Origin of the sequence: Cryobacterium adonitolivorans (genome assembly GCF_004402695.1) — a bacterium.
GTDB classification, from domain to species: Bacteria; Actinomycetota; Actinomycetes; order Actinomycetales; family Microbacteriaceae; genus Cryobacterium; species Cryobacterium adonitolivorans.
In genome coordinates, this window is the sequence record NZ_SOFL01000036.1 from 64704 (window position 1) to 83500 (window position 18797).

Sequence of the window (18797 nt, forward strand, 5' to 3'; positions counted from 1 at the left end):
CGCGCTCCTCGGTCAATCGCAGAGCGGTACAATCATCCAGCTTCAGGACGAGGTCGGGCTCGTGTCCGTTTGATCCTCGTGAGGACTGTCCCTGTCGGTGTATTCGCCATGAGGAGCGTTGTTGAATTTCATGAGCTTCTCTCTCGAAGCGAATGCTGAGTTCATCTCCTCTTCTGGTCCGTGAGGAGCTGGCCAATTGCCGGAAAAGTGGTTCGGGTCCACCATCGTCGGGCGCCACTCCCCCACCGCCCAAACCACTTCGATTGCACTAAACGCGAACCGCTCACGCGATCCCCACTCAGAGCTAAACCTGCCACCGTCGAAATCACTGAGGTGCGTCCCCGTCACAATCAGCACGCATCGCACTGAGCAATGGAAGACTGGCTAATCGTCACGACGAATTCGCGGCTTCGCCTGGCTGGTTTGTTCAAGGCGTGCGCGAGAGGATCAAGGCAGACTCCACGATGCCAAACCACTGACCCCGCCTATTTGTCCCGCGGTCGTCATCCTCCAGGCTCACGGCCGCGTCCGCGAACGCAGAGTCCTGTTTCCTATTTTTCAACGCTCTCTGTGGGACTGCTGGGCGATCAGAAAGTCGTCAAGGTTGGGCAGCGCGTGCTCCAGGGCATGATGCGCGTCGTGCACGATTGATGCCGCCGCCACCGTCGTGGTCGCGTCGATTGCCACGATCGCGGCTCCCGGGAGCCGGTGGCCTACCCAGCGCAGCTGCGCGCGGTCGACTGAGGTGATCCCGAGCACAGCGAGCAGAGCGGCATTCGCCCACACTGATGCGATACACCGCGACGGCCTCATTGCCGGCGAAGCCGATGATGCCGGCGGCAACGACCCTCCAAAGGTTTTCGAGTGGACGTGGACCCAGGAGTCGAGCGATCGACTGCCACGCCGCGACGACGGCGGAGAGCCACGACCACGACGATGAAAAGCCCGGCGAGATCCTCAGCCCGGCCCAACCCGAAGGTGTCACGGCGGGATGCGGCGCGGCGGCCGAGAATGAAGGCGACCCAGAGCGGTACGGCGGTGAGGGAGTCGGAGAAGTTATGGATGGTGTCGGCCAAGAGGGCAACGGACCCGCTGATGAGCACGACCCCCAGCTGCAACACGGTGGTGCCTAGGAGCACGACGAGGTTGATCTTCAGCGCCCGCACACCCTCCTTGCTGGCCTCAAATGCGTCATCGATCGAGTCGGCGGCGTCGTGGCTTGGCGCTGCACTACATGCTCTCCCGCACCAGCTGGGGTCGTTCCGTGTACGCGGTCGGCGGCAACGTCGAGGCAGCGCGCCGCGCCGGAATCAACGTGCGTTGGGTCTACACATCCGTCTTCATGGTCTGCAGCACGCTCGCGGCGGTTGGCGGCATCCTCGCGGCATCCCGACTAGCGGCGGCGAGCCAGAGCAGCGGCGCAGGCGACGTGAACCTGAACGCCATCGCCGCGGCGGTCATCGGTGGCACCAGCCTCTTCGGCGGACGGGGAACGGCCTTCGCAGCGCTTCTGGGAACCATCGTCATTCAATCCATTTCCAGTGGACTTACCCTACTCAACCTCGACTCATCCTTCAGATTCATCGTCACCGGCATAGTGTTGCTGCTCGCGGTCACTCGGAGTTGCCAAGATTCCACGTCCTGGAGATTCCCCTAGCTACAGCGATTCACAACTCAATGATCATCCACTCCGCCACGACGAAATGCAGCGCCGGCGCAGATTTTACAGTTCCGCGATGACTGTCTTCAACTGGGTGTAGTCGTCGAGGCCAAAGGAACCCAACTCACGGCCCCAACCCGATTCCTTGTATCCACCACGGGGAAGGGTGACGTCGTCGGCATGCCACGTGTTGAGCCACACCGTTCCCGCTCGCAGGCGTGCACCGACCTTATGCGCCCGCCCGATGTCACGGCTCCACAGTCCCGCGGCTAGACCGTAACGGGTATTGTTGGCGAGTCGCACTACTTCGTCAACTGTGTCGAATGGCACGGCGGTCACGACCGGGCCGAAGATTTCCTCCTGGTGGATAGCCATCTCCTCAGTGACGTTGGTGAAGACCGTGGGCCGCACAAAATATCCCTCGCGATCGACCCGATCACCGCCACTCGTGGGCGTCGCGCCGCCGGCGGCACCGTCGCGCAGGTAGCCGAGGACCTTGGTGTACTGCTCGTCGGAGATGAGCGGCCCCATTTCGGTCTCGGGGTCGAATGCGCCACCGACGCGGATAGCCGTCGCGATGCGGGACACGCCCTCGACGACTTGATCGAACACAGCGCGCTGTACGTAGAGCCGCGACCCATTGACGCAACACTGGCCTTGGTTGAAGAAGGCCGCATGGGCGGAACCCACGATCGCCTTGTCGATATCGGCGTCGTCGAAAACGATGTTGGGCGCTTTGCCGCCCAGCTCGAGTGAAACCTTCTTGAGGTTGCCGCCGGCGGCCGCGACGATCTTCTTGCCGACCTCGGTCGAGCCAGTGAACGCGACCTTGTCCACGTCACGGTGCGCCGCGAGCGCTGCTCCCGCGTCACCGAATCCGGGGACGACATTGAGCACTCCCGGGGGCAGACCCGCCTCGAGGAAAAGTTCACCGAGGCGAAGCGCTGTCAGCGGGGTTTGCTCCGCGGGCTTGAGTACAACAGTGTTTCCCGCGGTGAGAGCGGGGATCACTTTGAAGCACGCCATCACCAGGGGGAAGTTCCATGGCACGATTCCTGCGACGACTCCGACGGGCTCCCTGCGCGTGTACGCATGAAATTCCCGGATATCACTCGACATCGGGATCGTCGTGCCCTCCATCTTGGTGGCCCAGCCGGCGAAGTAGCGGAACAGCTCCGCGGCGGTTGCTACATCCCCTTCCTTGGCTGACCCGACAGGCTTACCGTTGTCGAGGCTCTCAAGCTGTGCGAATTCATCGGCGTGTTGTTCGAGCAGATCGCCCATAGTCCAGAGCAAGCGGGCCCGAGCGCGGGGGGTGAACCTGCTCCATGCCGAGCCCTCATCGAAGGCACGGCGCGCTGCGGCGACCGCCAGGTCCACGTCGTCTATGCCCGCCTGCGCAACTGACACGAGCGGCCTGGCGGTCGACGGGTCGATGGTCTGGAACGACCGACCGTCGGTCGCATCGCGGAACACCCCGTCGATGAGGAGCTGCTTCGGCGACGAGAGGTAACTCGTGACTTTGGGAAGTAGGTCAATACGTGACATTTGAATTTGTGACATTGTGTGCGGAACCTTTCATGGTGGGTGTGTCTATTTCATGACCTGAAACTTTGAGCGGTCGATTGTCAGCGATACCGCGCCGATGACGAGTACACCGTAAATGATCTGTTCAATCGAGGGATCGACACCCGCAACCGAGAGGCCGACACGCAGGACGGTGATAATAAGCACACCGATCACGGTGCGTCCGATGCCACCGTAGCCGCCTGTGATCGCGGTGCCGCCAACAACAATCGCGGCAACCACAGGCAGCAGCAAGGAGTCGGCCAGGCCCGGTGCACCGCTATAGGTGCGGGCCACTAGCAGTCCGCCAGCGAGCCCGGCGCATGCGCCCGATACGGTGAATGCCGCGAGCTTGATCTGGGCAGCGGGCACACCCGCGAGCACGGCCGCGGGTTCCGCGCTGCCCACCGCCTCAAACCAGCGTCTCACGGGCGTGAACCAAAACACGGCGGCGATCAGCACCGCGACCCCTGCGGCGATGAGAGCAGCCGAAGGGATCCGGGCATCACCGATGCGAGTGAATGCCCACTCAAGCGAGTCGCCTTCGACTCCGACCGTCGCGGCGCTTGACGCGACGAGCCCGATACCGCTCCAGACAGCAAGGCCACCGAGCGTGACAATGAACGACGGTATTTGGGCAACGACGTGCACGGCACCCTGGATGAGTCCTGCAGTGGCGCCGACGAGCACCGCGGCGAGCACCGCCCAGCCTCCGAGCGCCGGCACCCAGAGCGCTACGAAGACCGAGCACATCGAGGCGAGCGCCGCGACCGACAGGTCAATGCTGCCGCAGAGAATCACAAGCATCGCCCCCGCGGCGAGCACGAGAAGGGGTGCCGCCGAGTCGGCCGCGGTCAGGAGGCTGTTCGGGCGCAGAAAAAGGGGGTTGGCCAGCGCGACCGCAAGGACGAGCACTACGAGGACGATGCCCGGCATGAAACGGAGGAATAGTGCCCGCGCGTCGCGCACCGGAATGGCCCGTCGCACCGTTCCGATCTTGTCATCAACTTTGATACTCATATCATCCTCTCCAGAATCTCCAACGGAGAGGGTTTGGATGAGACGGGCGCTGGAATTTCGGCACTGACTTTTCCGTCTTTCATAACGATCACACGATGGCTCATGGCGATGGTTTCTTCCAAACTGTCCGCGAGAAGCACTATGGCGACATCCGTCGCACTGAGAGTGCGGATCAGCTTGTAGACCTCGGACTTTGCGCCAACATCGAGTCCGCGGGTTGGATGGTCCAGAATCAGCACGCGCAAGTCGCCCGACACCATCCAGCGTGCCAGTACAGCTTTCTGCTGATTGCCGCCGGAGAGCGTAGCGATCGACGCGGCGATCGACGGTGCCTTGACCCGGAGCTTTTGCACCCAGTCGTTCACGATCCGTCGTTCGCGGGGGCGATCGAGGAATGGTCCATTGCACACTGTGGTGATGTGCGGGAGGGTCACGTTCTCGGCGATTGTCATGGTCGCGACCATCCCCTCCCTGCGACGCTCGGCCGGCACGAAGCCGAAACCTGCTGCGATCGCAGCACGAGGCGAACGAAAGCGCTTGACCTCGCCCTCAATCGAGATGTGCCCCGAGCTCAGTGTTTCGGCGCCGAAGAGGGCGCGACTCAGTTCCTCACGACCGGATCCTTGCACCCCGGCCAGTCCGACAACTTCTCCGCGTCGTACGTCGAACGAGACCGCATCACATACTCCCTTGAGAGAGACGCCAGAGACTCGCAGCCGCACTGGCTTCGCGCTTACGTCGACTTGAGCATCCTCGTGGTAGTGGCTACCTTGGGCGTCGCGACCGATCATCATGCGTTGAAGCTCGGCTTCGTCAGTCTGGCCTGGCACGAACTCTCCGACGGTCTGCCCGTTCCTGAGCACATAGACGCGGTCCGCGACCTTCATCACCTCATCGAGTCGGTGGGAAACGAAGACGACGGATGCATGAGTACGCAGGCGCTCGATCTGAGCGAACAGAATCTCGATCTCGTCGGAGTCGAGCACCGAAGTTGGCTCGTCTAGCAATACCACCGGCTCGGCATGCGTGCGCTCCTCGATCGCGAGCACCTTGGCAATCTCGACCAGCTGGCGCTGGGCAAACGAGAGGGTGTCGGTGATGGCCATCGGGTCGACCAGGCAGCCGATCTTGTCGAGCTGCACCTGCGCACGCCGGGCGAGTTCCCGCCAGCGATAGATGCCGCCGCGCACTGCTCCGCCCTCGGCGCCCAGCAGGATATTCTCCGCAACCGTGACGTTGGGGATTAGCGACTGCTCCTGAAAGACCATGCCGATTCCGGCCGAGCCGGCGTGCGCCACGGAGCGCAGTTTTACGGCATTGCCGCGCAACTCGATACGACCGCTGTCGGGCTGCACGAGTCCGACTAGGGACTTAAGCAGCGTCGACTTGCCCGCGCCGTTCTCGCCGATGAGGCCGACGACCTCGTGCGGTCGCACTTCGAAGGTGACGCCGCCGAGCGCGGTGGTCTCGGCGTACCTCTTCTTGAGGTCGACGACGTTGAGCACAGGAACGCTCACTTGACCACTCGCATTCGTTCACGCAACGGCCAGGTGGTGATGGCCACCGCGGCGACCACAATGATCCCCTGCACAGCCTTCTGGACGTACGGACTGACTCCGATAAGCACGAGTCCGTTAGCGAGAACTGTAACGATGAGCACACCGACAACCGATTGAATGACACCGCCACGACCGCCGGACAGCAGGGTGCCGCCGACGACCGCTGCCGTGATCGCGGTGAAGTTCTGACCGGCGCCTGCTGCGACGATGCCCGAGCCGAGCTGGATGGTCACCATCACGCCACCCAGCCCGTAGAGGGCGCCAGCGAGGGTGAAAGCAAGCGTCTTGTAGCGCGCAACGCGCACGCCCGAGAGCGCCGCGAGATCTTCGGCTCCGCCGATCACTCTCGCATAGCGACCGATGCGCGTGTATCGCTGGATGAGCACTCCGACAACGACCACGAAGGCCGCGACAAAGGTCAAGCGCGTAAGGCCGAGCACCTGGCCGTTGGCCCACTCGGCGACGGCCGGGGAGGAGATTGTGGGCTGGATACCGCCGAAGAGTACGGTCGCGACGCCGATACCGATGGCTGAGACGCCGAGGGTTGTCATGAATGACGGGATGCGCAACCGTGTAGACAAAAGCCCGTTGGCCAAGCCAAAGCACGCGCCGAGCGCGACCGCCGCGATGATTGCCACGAAGCCGAGATCCACGTCGTTGCGATTGTTGGCGAGCAGCAGCGCGACGGAAAGTCCTGATGCCGCCATGACGCCTTCAATAGAGAGGTCGATAGCGCCGAGCAGAAGTACAAATGTCAGGCCGACGGTAATGACCGCGAGCACCGAGGCGGAATCGAGCACATTCCGCAGGTTCGTCCAGGTACGAAACTGTGGACTGGCGATCGAGAATGCGGTGCACAGAGCAAGAAGCGCCGCAGGAGGGCCGTACGTTCCAAGCATCTCCGGCCTTGAGAACAGGCCGGTTGCGGGTGGCTGGACGGGACGCTCGACGGCGCCCCGTCCAGCCGGGGACAAAAGCGTCCCCGGCCGGAGGGATCTCATTGCTAGCCCAGTGCCTTGTCGACGCGGTTGAATACGTTGGCGCAGTCAAAGTCGGCGAGGTCAATGCTGGGCGTGAGGTAGTCGGCGGCGTTGTCCTCGGTTACAAGGAACTGCTTGGCGAAGAACTCGCGGTTCTTATTCGGCTGAGCCGTGACATCAAGCTCGCCGGTGAGAGCGCAGTATCCCATCGCCAGGCCGATGCCGCCCTGCCAGGGACCGTCGCTCGAAACCGTCGCGGTGATCGCCCCATCCTCGATCGCCTGAACGGCTTCCGGCACGGCGTCGATACCGACGACCTTGACCTCGCCGGCCAAACCTGCGGCGTCCAGTGCCTTGAGAGCGCCCAGCGCCATGTCGTCGTTGGCCGCCCACACGCCGCCGACGTCAGCGCCGTACTTGGTGAGAAGCGTCTTGGTGATATCGAACGCCTTGGTGCGGTCGAAGTCCGCGGCTTGTTGGTCGAGCAGCGTGATACCCGGGTACTCCTCGAGCGCGAGCTCCAGTCCGGCGAAGCGGTCCTTTGCCGCGGCAGTGGCGAGGATGCCCTGCAGCGCGATCACGTTGCCCTCGCCGCCCATGCTTTCGAACATCGCCTTCGCGATCTGGTAGCCGGAGTCGACACCGTCGTACGTGATGTGTGCGATCCAGGAGTCATAGCCGTCCCACGGGTGCACGTCGGCGGGTTTGTTCCACTGCGTCACCACATGAGCCCCGGCTTCCTCCACCGCCTTGACGATCGGAGTGGTGTCCGAGTCGCTGTTCGGCAGAACGTTGAGGACCATGCACTCGGGGTTGCCCGTGCTGAGCTCCTGACGTATCTGCTCGAGCTGCTTGGGTGACTCCCCCGCATAGGTGAGGCGCTTCTGCTCGAGATCGAGGGACTCGGCCAACTCCTGACCGCCATCGAGCCAGGACTTCTCGTAGGGGTTTGTCTCGTTGCGCACCTGACCGATGAGCTTGATGTCCTCGGGTGCGCACGCGGCACCCGAGGTCGATCCAACTGCACTCGCGCTACATCCCGCGAGGGCAGCCATTGAGACTGCAATTGTGGCCAGAGCGATTGCCCGGCGCGAACGCGTCATTGTGTTCACTGTGCCTTCTCCATTTTCTTCTTGGGTGTGTTTGGGTTTTCAGGTGAAGCAGGGCCCGGTCATCGGGACATCCATCCGCCATCGACGACGAGGGTGTGCCCGGTGACATAGTCGGATGCTGGTGAGGCAAGGAATATCGCCGCCCCACCGAGATCCGCTGCTTCTCCCCAGCGCCCGCTGGGAATGCGAGCGAGAATTTCCGACGAACGCGCCTCGTCAGCCTGAAGCGCGGCCGTGTTGTCGGTTGCGATGTATCCGGGAGCGAGGGCGTTGACCTGCACGCCGTGCTGCGCCCACTCGTTGGCGAGCGCCCGCGTGAGTCCGAGGATGCCGTGTTTGCTCACGGCGTAGGTCGCCACCGTGCGCCCACCCTGAAAAGCCAGCAGGCTCGCGACGTTGATTATCTTGCCCCGGCCCCGGGCGATCATGCGCTCGCCAAAGGCCTGGCTGAGGATGAACGGCGAGTGCAGATTCACCGACATCACGTGGCCCCACGACTCGACAGTGACGTCGACGCTCGAGCCACGTTCGATTACTCCCGCGTTGTTGACGAGAATGTCAACGTCATGCTCTTGCGCGACGGTGCGCGCGAAGTTCTGCGTGGCAGCCGTGTCGGAAAGATCGATGTCGATGCACCGCACCTCGGCGCCGAGTGCTTGGAGCTGCTGCCTTGTACCATCTGACGATCCCGGGCGTCCGGCGAGAATCAGTTGCGCCCCGGCACGGCCGAGCGCGAGCGCGATCGCCTGCCCGATGCCGCGGCCCGCGCCCGTGACGAGCGCCGTGCGGTCCTCGAGGGAAAATGGGGCACTCACGTTACGCATCGCGCTCACCGCAGGTCACTGATCTTGACCGGTTCGAGGTCGGTGTAGTCGGTGTTCTCGCCCGCCATCGCCCAGACGAACGAATACGGGGCCGTGCCAGCACCCATGTGCAAGGACCACGAGGGAGCGATGACTACTTCTTCTTCGGCGACAATGAGGTGGCGAGTGTTGTTCGGCTCGCCCAGCAGGTGCACGACACGGTGATCAGGGCCGAGGCCGGTGTAGAGGTAAACCTCGGTTCGGCGACTGTGACGGTGGGGCGGGAGTGTATTCCACACCGACTTGAGGTCGAGAACTGTCACGCCGAACTGGAGTTGGCACGAGCCGTGGCCGCCGCCCCAGACGTAGCGGTACAAGGTACGGCCGCCGGCGCCAAGTTCGTCGACGATTGAAACCGGCGCGACCGAGTCACGGGCGATGAGCACCGTTGGGTGGGTTTCGTGCGCGGTGGCCGAGACGAGGTAGAACCGTGCGCCCTTGCCGCGGAATGACACCTTCGACCCGCGACCGACGTAGAGACCGTCGAGAGGCCCCAGTCGGTACGGCGTGCCGTCGACAATCACGTCGCCCGGTTCGGCGAGGTTGACCACGCCAAGCTCGCGACGCTCAAGGAGCAGGTCGGTTCCGAGCACGTCTAGTCCACTGGGCTCGATGTCGTGGTCACCCGGCACAACACCGGCAACGACTATGCGATCGTCGGCGAGGTAGGTGCCGCGAAACTCGCCCTCAACGAACAAATCCTGAACGAGGAACTTATCGCGAAGGTCCCCCGTGGATGCGCCTATCAGGCCATCGGGGCCCGTGGTCTGCCTAACTGAAATCATGTGGCGTCCATCCTCATCCTTGAGCGACGTTCTGTATCTTGTACGGAGACTAAGCCTGATGCGCAAACTAGTCAAGTGGGCGTATGCTGTTCCGTATGTTGGATGATTCAATGGACGGCGAGCACGCATCGGGTATGTCGGAGTTCTCGCCTGTGAAGTCAGCGGACCGCACACTCGAGGTGCTCGAGCATCTCGCGGCGAAGGGCTCTTCGAGCCTGGTGGAGATGTCACGCACCCTCGACATACCCAAAAGCAGCCTCCACAGCATCCTGAGAACCCTGGAACACCGGGGCTGGGCCGAGTCCGACCCAACCCGATCCACGTATCAGCTCGGCATCAACGCACTGCTCATTGGCGCCTCGTACGTCGATCAAGACCTGATCGTGACCCGCACGTCAGAATCACTTGACTCACTGGCTGCCGCGACGGGCGAAACAATCCACCTCGGGCGACTCGAGGGTACAGATGTTGTCTACTTGGCAAAGCGGGAGTCGCGGCATCCGCTTCGCATGTTCTCGGCCATCGGTCGCCGATTGCCCGCTCACGCCACCGGGTTGGGAAAGGCGCTGCTTGCAGAACTCGACGACGAGCGCGTTCTGGCCAGGTTGGTCGATCCCCTGCCCGCGATCACCGAACGGACCATCACCACGAAAGCCGAGCTGGTGGCACGTCTCGCAACGGTGCGCGCAAGCGGCTACGCGATTGACGACGAGGAAGCCTGTATCGGCATGCGTTGCTTCGCCGTCTCGCTGCCCTTCGCCAATCCGCCCAAGGACGCCATCAGCTGCTCCGTCCCTTTCGCTCGCCTTGACGAGGACCGCGAAAGGGAGATTATCTCGCTACTGCTTGAGACAAAGGTCCAACTCGCCCGCCAATTCAGCGGACGACGATTCTGAGGAGAGTACCCATGCCGAATATCACCGTCCAACTTCTCGCAGGGCGCGACATCGATCAGCGCCGCGCCTTCGTGCAAGACGTAACCAACAGCGCCGTGGAGACCCTTGGTGCACGCCGAGAGGACGTCCGAATCGTTTTCGAGCAGATCACACCCGACATCGTCGCGAACGGTGGAGTCTTTGCAAGCGAAGACGAGAGCCGGTCCGAGGTCGTAAACCGCTTCGTTCCCGAAAGCTAGGTGTTCACGGCCGTCGCTGTCAATGACATGCGCCTCGGCGCTGACCATCCTCTGCCCAAGTCGACGAAGCTGACAGAGAGACGACAGCAGCGCAGCGAGCTTTACGCTGCTCGCCGTCACACGGGGAATGGTCGTTGTGGTCGCGGCTGAAGATCGTACTCATGCGCTTGCGCGAATTGAAGGTCGCTGTCGCCGGAGCCGCGAGTGGCCTGGCCGTCTGAAAGGGGCTCGCAGTCCACAGTTGATCACCTTCCACGACGACGCATCGACGCTCAGATTGCTTGGCGAGGTCCCTAGCTATTCCATGGCCGCGAGCACCGCGAGCCGTTCAGCGGTAAGCGTGTTGGGCTTCGCGTGATATAGAAAGATCGTGTGCCCATCTGTGCCGATTAAGGGCAAGCGAGTGAAATGAAGTGTCAGAGGCCCGACAAGTGGATGCCGCACAACATGAACGCCGTTCGAGACCTCGATGACATCGTTGCGTCCCCAGAGCTCCCGGAACCGCTCGCTGCGCACTGTCAGGCCTTCCACGAGCTTGCGTAGCCGCTCGTCATCGCCTCGCTGGCCGAACATCGAGCGGAGCAAAGCGACCGAGCGGGCGCTCAACGCTTCCCATCCGTCGTGGAACTCACGGTCCGCAGGGTCGACCAGCAGGGAAAGCAAGTTATTTACGCCGACTCGGTAGTTCGGACTTAGTGCGCGCGCAAGCGCGTTCGTGGCGAGCACGTCGATGTAGCGATTGTGGACGACTGCAGCCGTCATCGGCCACGAATCGATCAGCCACTGCACGCTCTCATCTACCGCATCGCGAGGTTCCGCAATGCCGGCAGCAGAGGGTCGCGCGAGCCCATGGAGGTAGGCAGCAGCGACGTCGTCCAGTAGGAGGGCACGTGCGAGGGAGTCTAAGACCTGCTTGGACGGCTGCGCCTCACGCCCCTGCTCCAGCCGCAGATAGTACTCGGTGCTGATTCCGGCGCGGCCAGCTACTTCTTCGCGGCGCAGCCCCGGAACCCTACGACGCTTCACGCTTGGCGGAAGACCGGCATCTTCCGGGAGCACGAGCTCTCGGCGCGCGCGCAGGTACGCCCCTAGCCTGCTCTGCGCGACCATACTCGAGGTTACCGAATACCGGGGCGCCTCACCAGTGCGGTGGTCACCGGTCTAGCGGGCTTGCAGTGATTCGGCACGGCGCAGTGTCACGTGTGGGATTTGGTGTTCTTGAGGATCGACGTCAGCGCATTATCCGTGGAGCGAAGGTTGGCGGCAGTGTGAGGATCGCACGGTCGGTGCAGTTCGCCGCGGCTTCAGCCGGAATTGGAGAATCGCTGGCGGAGCCGTTGCGAATGCCGACGGCAGAGATCACTGACCCGGTTAGGAAGAGGCCAGCAGTCACAGTGAGCGCACGGTGGAAACTGCCCGTGGTGAGGGCGGAGCCAATGACCGTGCTCATGAAGGCGATTGCCACGAGCCCAGAGATGCGGGCAACGGCGTTGTTCACGGCGGACCCGACGCCGGCTTGCGTGGCCGAGATGGAGCTGAGGACGGCGGTTGTAAGCGGCGCCACGGTGATCGCGAGTCCTGTGCCGTAGAGAAGGAGCCCGGGGAGTATCTGCCACCAGAAGTTGATCGGCGATCTGGCGGTGAGCATGAGCAGGAATCCTGCAGCGGCTAGGGCTGGGCCGAGTGTCATAAAGAGTCGGGGGCCATGCTTTCCTGCGAGCGTGCCAAAGGTGCGGGACAGGGCGAGGGAGATCAGCGCGATGGGCAGCGTTGCCATGCCGGCCATTGTGGCGGTGAATCCGGCCGCTTCTTGGAGGAAGAGGACGACGACGAGGAGGCCCAACGATACGCCCGCGTAAATGGCCGCGGTCGCCAGGTTGCCGTTGCGGAAATTCTGACTTCGAAACAGCGTGAGCGGGAGCATCGGGTAAGCGGTGTGTCGTTCCCACAGGATGAACGCGACAAGACATGCCAGACCGATGGTGAGTGGGGCGAGAACGAGCGGGCTGGTCCAGCCGAGATTCTGTTGTTCGATGAGAGCGAATACCGACCCGGCGAGTCCGAGTGCAGCCAGCGCTGCACCCAGCGAATCGATCGACGCTTGTGTCCGGCGGTCAGAACTTGTGGTACCGCCTCGTGTGAGGAACAGCGTCACGAGGATCGGTATGACGTTGATAGCGAAGATGTGGCGCCATCCCAAGGTGTCGACCAGGATCCCGCCGAGAAGCGGGCCGACAATGAACGCGGTGCTTGTCCATGCTGTCCAAGCGCCAATCGCTCGCCCTTTCGCCTCTCCGGAGAATGTCGAAGTAATCAATGCGAGCGAGCTGGGTACGAGGAGCGCTGCTCCGATTCCTTGCACGCCCCTCGTTGCGATCAGTACGCTGGCCGTCGGCGCGAGGGCGCATGCGATAGACGCGAGACCAAACACACACAGTCCGATGCGAAGGATGCGGAGGCTCCCAAAGGAATCTGCGAGCGATCCGGCGAGGAGGATCAGTGAGCCAAGGGAGAGGAGGTACGCGTCAAGAACCCACTGCTGAGTTCCCACACCTCCACCGAGGTCTTTGGCTATGGCCGGCAGGGCGACGGTGACGATCGAACCGTCGAGGAACGCGGCGAACGATGCGAGGATCGCAACGATGAGAGTGACCCGTGGCGTGGTCATCTCAGCCCACCGTCAGGTCGTCCAGCATTGTGCCCAGGTGTTGTTGTTCGCCGCTGCTGGCGGAGAACTGGTTGTTTCGCACTCGCGATCGCACGTTTGGAATGGCGAGTGTCAGCGGAGACTGTGTGAGCCCGATCGCGTGCAGGACGGCGTCCATTGCGCGCACACCCCGTGTGCCCCCTGAGCCTCCGCCGTAGGACACGAAGCCGGCGCGCTTGCCGTGCCACTCCGCGTAGAGGTAGTCGATAGCGTTCTTGAGTGACGGAGCGTAGCTGTGGTTGGACTCGGGGGTGACAAATAGGAACGCATCGGCCAACGTGACGCGGGCGCTCCACGCGGGGGTGTTCGGCAATGCGTATTGGGCGAGTCGTGGATGGTTGGGTTCGTTCATCATCGGAAGGTTGAGGGCTGCCAGATCGACGAAGTCCACGTCGAACCGCGTGTCAGCGGCGACTCGATCTTTCACCCACTGGCCGATCGGTAGCCTGACCCGGCCGGGGTGCACACTTGCGACGAGAACGATGATGTCCATGATGCTTCCTTCCCATGGTTACGAGGCGGGTCCTCGTGACGCGGCTTCGTCGGACCGAGACCGCCCCTCATAAGGGACGGTCCCGGATCGGATCGTGTGAAGTGAACGGGGAATCGTGAACGCTTCGATCAGCGCCGCGGGGACGCCGAATTCGCAGCCGTCACAATGACCCCGGTGACAGCAAGTGGCTTCGCGATCATGGACAGGTGGGAGGCTTTCACCTCCGTAACCGTCGACTTTGCTCGCGTGGCCATCTCTAGTTGTTTTGCCTGCGGCAGGACGAGGTCCGCAGTACCGACCACGTACCAGCTGGGCAGAGTTTTCCACGCTGCGGACGTAGCCGGTTCTCCCAACGCGCTCAGGGTGATCGGCTTTTGTGACGCGCCGAGCGCACGAGTGATGGGTTTGGCGACGTCTGCGGCAAACAAGGTTTCGAATGCGGTCGGCTTCAGGTATGCGTCGAGGTCGCCGGCGGGGGCGTCGGGATAGGCGACGAAACTGAAGACCGTAGTCGGGTCCGGGACGTTCAGTGCGGAGGTTGATCCCGCGACAATCTGCCCCACGCTCTCGCCCACGTCGGGGACGAAGGCGTCTACGTAGACCAGTGCAGCGACGTCAGGGTCTGTGAGCGCGGCGTTGCTGATCACCGCCCCGCCGTATGAGTGGCCTACGAGCACGACTGGCCCGTTTGTGGCTTGTTGCAGGAAGGCTGAGAGGTATGCGGAATCGTTTGAGAGTCCACGAAGGGGGTTGGGTGGCACGAGCACGGTGTAGCCGGCTGTTTGTAGGGCGAGTGTCACCGGTGTCCAGCTGGAGCTATCCGCCCACGCGCCGTGCACCAGCACGATCGTCGGCTTTGCCGTTTTCGACGGTGTCGACGTCTCTGGCGGGGCGGCTGTTGCAGCGTGATACGGCAGTACAACCGTCAGTGCGAGGATTGCGGCCCCGACGACGACTCCGAGAAGCCGCGACCCACGCCACCGCGAGACGACGCCGGTCACGATGACACCAGTTCTTCGGTGGCGCGCGCCGTGGCGACCGCGGCGGTGATGACGGCTGCGACGTCTGCGGGGTTGCTGACCGTTACGGCGTGCGACCCCGCGATCTCGACCACTGTTGCGTTCATGCGTTCCGCGTTGGCGCGCTGGGAGTCGGGGTGGATAGCGTTGTCGGCTGTTGCTATGACGAACCAAGAGGGCAGACTCTTCCATGCCGGCTCACCTGTGAGCGATTCGGTGAATGCGCCTGCCGCGACGGGTCGCTGGCTCACAGACATCGGTGCGACCCGGGACGCCGGCAGGTCACCTGCGAACACTTGGTGGAAAGCTGCCTGTTCAATATAGAGTTCTGGTGCTGGTTCGGCCCCGTTCGGGTACGTCCTGGGCTTTAGGGCACGGCCGAGCAGAGTCGGCGGGTGCGCGGCGACGTCGTGGGTGAGTCCGCGGAGCGGGTTGGAGATCGCCACCGAGCTGATGCCGGTAGCGTGCAGTTCCGAGATGGCGTCGGCCCAGCTCGCACTGTCGGCGAATGCGCCGTGCACTAGAGCGACTGTGACATCGCCTTGGTTGGTATCCATCACTTCTCCTCGGGTGGGTTAGGGGCAGCAGAACGCACGCCCAATGCTCGTGAAGGTACGTGGTGGTCGTCCGCGTGCGCGTGGCCGCGGTTTGCATAGGAGTGGCAGGGATAGGCCAGACCGCTACCTGTCAGCGGGGGGGACAGTCAGTCCGCGGATCGCGAAGCTAGGCTCGCCACTATGGAGCATGTCGATCACCTGGTTGTCGAGATGATCGAGTCGCTACCGACGACTCCGGCTTTTGTGGCGGACGAGAAGTTCGAGGTGCTGAGCTCGAACCGGCTCGCGCTGGCTATCTCACCCAGCTTCCGGGTGGGGACGAACTTGGCGAGAGCGACGTTCCAGGATCCGAGCGCGCACGACACGCTGCCTCAGTGGTCGGATGCCGCGAGCCAGCTCGTCGCGATCCTGAAGAGGACTGCGGCCTCGGCGGCGCCGGCCCCCGGACTTGAAGAGCTACTCGGGGAATTGTCTTCCCGCAGTGCGCAGTTCTCGGTCGCGTGGGCAAGTGAGTCCATTCCGATCGACTACGAGTTTGTGCTTGTGATGGACCATCCCCAGGTCGGACTGTTGGAGATCACTTTTCAGCACCTGCGACTTCCGGATAGCACCCAGACACTCGTACTCGGTCACGTCGCACCGGGCAGCAAGTCGGAGCGGCGACTGTTCGCGTTGGCGGGTTTGATCGAGTTGCTTGATGAGGAGTGAAGCGCGTTCAGGCGGCGAGTGAGCGCAGTGCGTCATCTTCGGGTGTGCCTGGCACTGCGAACGTAGCCACCAGCATCAGCCGAGGGTCGCTGGGCACGGCCAGGTTTTGCCAGCTGAGCCGGACGAGACCGTGCTCGGCGATGTAGTACGACCCGGCACCGTTTGAGAAGGTTCCAACGTCGTGCCGCGCCCAGAGACGCGCGAACTCTGGCTCTCGGAGCATGAATTTGCCCACCACCTCGTGCAGTCGCGGGTCGTTTGGGTCGGTTCGTTCGCGCATAGAGGCGAGGGCCCGGACCACTTCGTCCTCCCAGTTCGGCAGGAATGCCTTCGCGCTGTCGCTGAAGATCTGGTCCAGCATGCTTCCACCGGGATAGATCGCATCGGGCAGGAGCCGGCTGGCCAGCAGGTTGCAGGCCAAGACGTCGAGGCAACCGTTCAAGACGTACGCCGCGGTGTGATCCCAGGAGCCGAGGAAATCAAACACCTCTTCATCCAACGAGCCGACGGAGGGCGCGAAAACGCGCTCGGGAACCGGGGTGACTAGCCGTTGCAAGTAGATGGTTGCTTCATCGTCGAGCAGGAGCGCTCTCGCCAGCGCTTTCAACACCTGATCGGAGGGGTGGGAGTCGCGGCCCTGCTCGAGGCGCAGATAGTAGTCGCTGCTGATGCCCGCGAGCATCGCAACCTCTTCCCGGCGCAGCCCGAGGACACGCCGACCGTCGTCAACGGCAAGTCCGACCTGACCGGGATGAACCATCTGCCGGCGCGCTCGAAGAAAATTGCCGACGGTGTTGTCGTCCATCTCGTCACATTAGACCTCGCGGCTCGCATTATCGATGGTGCGGCTAAAACGGTAGTAGTAGGGGGGACACGCTGAGCTTGGGAAAGTCTCTTACGATCAGCGCATGGAGACGCTTGCTGACTACCTCCGTGCACGCCGCACCCTGGTGGAACCCATCGATGTTGGGCTCCCGGCCGGATCGCGTCAGCGGCGCGTCGCCGGTCTCCGTCGGGAAGAGGTTGCGATGCTCGCGGGCATCAGCAGCGACTACTACCTGCGCCTTGAGCAGGGCAGGGAGCTACATCCTTCCTTGCCCGTGTTGAACGGGCTCGCGCTGGCGCTGCGGCTCGATCAAGCGGCAGTGGCGCACCTGCACCGACTTGCTCGCCCGTATCTCGGTGAGAGACGTCAGCTCGACGACACGGTGAGCGTCAGCGTACGGACCCTGGTCGAGCAGATGCCTGCGATTCCCGCGTACGTGCTCAACAGGTACCTGGACATCCTGTACGTCAACGCGTTGGGCCGCGCCCTGAGTGCGGACTTTCGACCGGGCAACAACCTCGCAAAGCTTGTCTTTTTCGCGACCAGTATTCACGACAAGACGTGGAGGGCGACTGCCCGGCGAACAGCCGCGTATTTGAGGTCTTCGGTTGATCCGACCGATGATGGCCCGGAAATCACCTCATTGCTTGAGAACCTTCATGCCGGCGGCGCCGAGTTCACCGAAATCTGGAGTCGGCATGAAACGCTCTCCGCATGGGGTACGCCGACGACGTTCAGCCACCCGGAGGTTGGGCCAATCGAGTTGCGGTACCAGACGTTCGATCTCCCGGCGACCGGCGGCCAGATGCTGGGCATGTTCGTGCCGGCTCCGGGAGGGCCCTCCGCCGAATGTCTCCAGATGCTGATGTTGTTTACCCGTGATCCGGCCAATACCGAGGGTGTCCCCATCACACCCAGGAACACGGGGACCACGCCCCCTCAGGTAGCAGCGCTCTACCGTCGTAGCATGAGCAAAAACCAGCAGCACCTCGATTCTGCGGGGACGACGTGGACCTCGGCCTGACCGGCAGGATCGCCGTCGTCACCGGCGCCAGCAAGGGCATCGGCCTGGCGGCATGTCGCGCGCTGGTCGCGGAAGGAGCCACCGTGATCGCCGGGTCGCGCACCGGTTCCGCTGCCCTCGATGAATTGGTGGCTGGCGGTTCGGTCACGTCGGTGCTGGTGGACCTCGGTGAGCCCGAGGGACCAGCACGTTTAATCGAGTTTTCCGATGACCTAGGTGGACTCGACATCCTCGTGAACAACGTCGGCGCCGCGAGTCTCCGGTTGACTGGATTCCTACAGATCACGGACGAGCAGTGGGCTTCGACGATGGCACTTAACTTCATGTCGGCGCTTCGCGCCACGCGGGCCGCCATCCCGCGGATGATCGCCCGGGGAGGTGGAAACGTTGTGACTATCGGGTCGGTGAATGCGTTTCTTCCGGATCCGGGAGTCATTGACTACTCGGCAGCGAAAGCCGCCATCTGGAACCTGTCGAAGTCTCTTTCAAAAGAGTTCGGCGCCCAGAATTTGAGGTTCAACAGCATCAGCCCCGGTCCCGTCGAAACAGCCTTGTGGCTCGGTGAGCACGGCGTTGCGCAGACTGTGGCGACCAACACGGGCGTGGACTTCGAAACCGCGAAAGCGCAAGTCGTCGCAAGTCAGGGCGGGTTTTCGACTGGTCGGTTCACCACCCCATCTCAGGTCGCCGACCTCGTGATCCTTCTGGCCAGCAACCGTGCCGGCAACGTGACCGGCGCCGACTTCCTCATCGACGGCGGACTCGTCAAGACCCTCTGACCCT

20 protein-coding genes and 1 pseudogene are annotated in these 18797 nt (G+C 63.0%); 6 read left to right on the forward strand and 15 right to left on the reverse strand.

The features are described from left to right. Window positions 1-558: 558 nt before the first annotated feature. Together E3O42_RS18745 and E3O42_RS18555 are read right to left on the reverse strand one after the other, a co-directional pair. Window positions 559-687 carry a hypothetical protein gene (locus E3O42_RS18745; protein WP_255455071.1) on the reverse strand — a complete coding sequence of 43 codons (129 nt, stop codon included), beginning with the start codon at window positions 685-687 and terminating at the stop codon, window positions 559-561. Between the two features lie 122 nt (window positions 688-809). Further along, window positions 810-1166, reverse strand: coding sequence for a cation efflux transmembrane domain-containing protein (locus E3O42_RS18555; protein ID WP_241984778.1), 357 nt, complete (start codon window positions 1164-1166; stop codon window positions 810-812). Between the two features lie 71 nt (window positions 1167-1237). Between E3O42_RS18555 and E3O42_RS11110 the strand changes: the two are divergent. Further along, window positions 1238-1657, forward strand: a pseudogene (locus E3O42_RS11110) (ABC transporter permease subunit); the annotation flags it as partial. A gap of 66 nt (window positions 1658-1723) precedes the next feature. On the opposite strand, the gene E3O42_RS11115 reads toward E3O42_RS11110, so the two are convergent. From E3O42_RS11115 to kduI, 7 genes are all read right to left on the reverse strand, one after another. After that, window positions 1724-3223, reverse strand: coding sequence for an aldehyde dehydrogenase family protein (locus E3O42_RS11115; protein ID WP_134454001.1), 1500 nt, complete (start codon window positions 3221-3223; stop codon window positions 1724-1726). A 30-nt stretch (window positions 3224-3253) separates the two neighbouring features. Next, entirely contained in the window at window positions 3254-4213 is a 960-nt protein-coding gene (locus E3O42_RS11120) for an ABC transporter permease (protein WP_166787973.1), read from the reverse strand. A 29-nt stretch (window positions 4214-4242) separates the two neighbouring features. Beyond that, window positions 4243-5763, reverse strand: coding sequence for a sugar ABC transporter ATP-binding protein (locus E3O42_RS11125; protein WP_134454003.1), 1521 nt, complete (start codon window positions 5761-5763; stop codon window positions 4243-4245). Next, window positions 5760-6605, reverse strand: a complete 846-nt coding sequence (locus E3O42_RS11130; protein ID WP_241984779.1) for an ABC transporter permease — start codon at window positions 6603-6605, stop codon at window positions 5760-5762. Before E3O42_RS11130 ends, E3O42_RS11125 begins: the two co-directional genes overlap by 4 nt. 203 nt (window positions 6606-6808) lie before the next feature. After that, window positions 6809-7840: a sugar ABC transporter substrate-binding protein gene (locus E3O42_RS11135; RefSeq protein ID WP_241984780.1), complete on the reverse strand. Its 1032-nt coding sequence runs from the start codon at window positions 7838-7840 to the stop codon at window positions 6809-6811. Window positions 7841-7956: 116 nt separating this feature from the next. Then, entirely contained in the window at window positions 7957-8721 is a 765-nt protein-coding gene (locus tag E3O42_RS11140) for an SDR family oxidoreductase (protein ID WP_134454125.1), read from the reverse strand. 5 nt (window positions 8722-8726) lie between these two features. After that, window positions 8727-9545 carry a 5-dehydro-4-deoxy-D-glucuronate isomerase gene (gene kduI, locus E3O42_RS11145; protein WP_134454006.1) on the reverse strand — a complete coding sequence of 273 codons (819 nt, stop codon included), beginning with the start codon at window positions 9543-9545 and terminating at the stop codon, window positions 8727-8729. A gap of 110 nt (window positions 9546-9655) precedes the next feature. Between kduI and E3O42_RS11150 the strand changes: the two genes are divergently transcribed. Further along, window positions 9656-10441: an IclR family transcriptional regulator gene (locus tag E3O42_RS11150; RefSeq protein WP_198414121.1), complete on the forward strand. Its 786-nt coding sequence runs from the start codon at window positions 9656-9658 to the stop codon at window positions 10439-10441. 11 nt (window positions 10442-10452) lie between these two features. Continuing rightward, the gene (locus E3O42_RS11155; RefSeq protein ID WP_134454007.1) at window positions 10453-10680 is read left to right on the forward strand and encodes a tautomerase family protein; all 228 of its coding nucleotides are present in this window, start codon (window positions 10453-10455) and stop codon (window positions 10678-10680) included. A gap of 297 nt (window positions 10681-10977) precedes the next feature. On the opposite strand, the gene E3O42_RS11160 is transcribed toward E3O42_RS11155, so the two are convergent. The 5 genes from E3O42_RS11160 to E3O42_RS11180 form a co-directional block, all read right to left on the reverse strand. Next, window positions 10978-11790: a helix-turn-helix transcriptional regulator gene (locus E3O42_RS11160; protein ID WP_134454008.1), complete on the reverse strand. Its 813-nt coding sequence runs from the start codon at window positions 11788-11790 to the stop codon at window positions 10978-10980. A 121-nt stretch (window positions 11791-11911) separates the two neighbouring features. Then, entirely contained in the window at window positions 11912-13348 is a 1437-nt protein-coding gene (locus E3O42_RS11165) for an MFS transporter (RefSeq protein WP_134454009.1), read from the reverse strand. A gap of 1 nt (window position 13349) precedes the next feature. After that, window positions 13350-13880, reverse strand: coding sequence for an NADPH-dependent FMN reductase (locus E3O42_RS11170; protein WP_134454010.1), 531 nt, complete (start codon window positions 13878-13880; stop codon window positions 13350-13352). A gap of 128 nt (window positions 13881-14008) precedes the next feature. Continuing rightward, window positions 14009-14881: an alpha/beta fold hydrolase gene (locus E3O42_RS11175; protein WP_241984781.1), complete on the reverse strand. Its 873-nt coding sequence runs from the start codon at window positions 14879-14881 to the stop codon at window positions 14009-14011. Beyond that, on the reverse strand, window positions 14878-15456 hold the full coding sequence (locus E3O42_RS11180; RefSeq protein WP_134454011.1) for an alpha/beta fold hydrolase: 579 nt from the start codon (window positions 15454-15456) through the stop codon (window positions 14878-14880). Before E3O42_RS11180 ends, E3O42_RS11175 begins: the two co-directional genes overlap by 4 nt. Before the next feature lie 180 nt (window positions 15457-15636). Between E3O42_RS11180 and E3O42_RS11185 the strand changes: the two genes are divergently transcribed. Next, window positions 15637-16164: an MmyB family transcriptional regulator gene (locus tag E3O42_RS11185; RefSeq protein ID WP_134454012.1), complete on the forward strand. Its 528-nt coding sequence runs from the start codon at window positions 15637-15639 to the stop codon at window positions 16162-16164. Window positions 16165-16171: 7 nt separating this feature from the next. On the opposite strand, the gene E3O42_RS11190 is transcribed toward E3O42_RS11185, so the two are convergent. Then, window positions 16172-16969, reverse strand: coding sequence for a helix-turn-helix transcriptional regulator (locus E3O42_RS11190; protein WP_134454013.1), 798 nt, complete (start codon window positions 16967-16969; stop codon window positions 16172-16174). A gap of 103 nt (window positions 16970-17072) precedes the next feature. Here E3O42_RS11190 and E3O42_RS11195 point away from each other — a divergent pair, with 103 nt between their 5' ends. Continuing rightward, on the forward strand, window positions 17073-18014 hold the full coding sequence (locus tag E3O42_RS11195; protein ID WP_134454014.1) for a helix-turn-helix transcriptional regulator: 942 nt from the start codon (window positions 17073-17075) through the stop codon (window positions 18012-18014). Next, window positions 17999-18793, forward strand: coding sequence for an SDR family NAD(P)-dependent oxidoreductase (locus tag E3O42_RS11200; protein WP_134454015.1), 795 nt, complete (start codon window positions 17999-18001; stop codon window positions 18791-18793). Before E3O42_RS11195 ends, E3O42_RS11200 begins: the two co-directional genes overlap by 16 nt. Window positions 18794-18797: the final 4 nt, after the last annotated feature.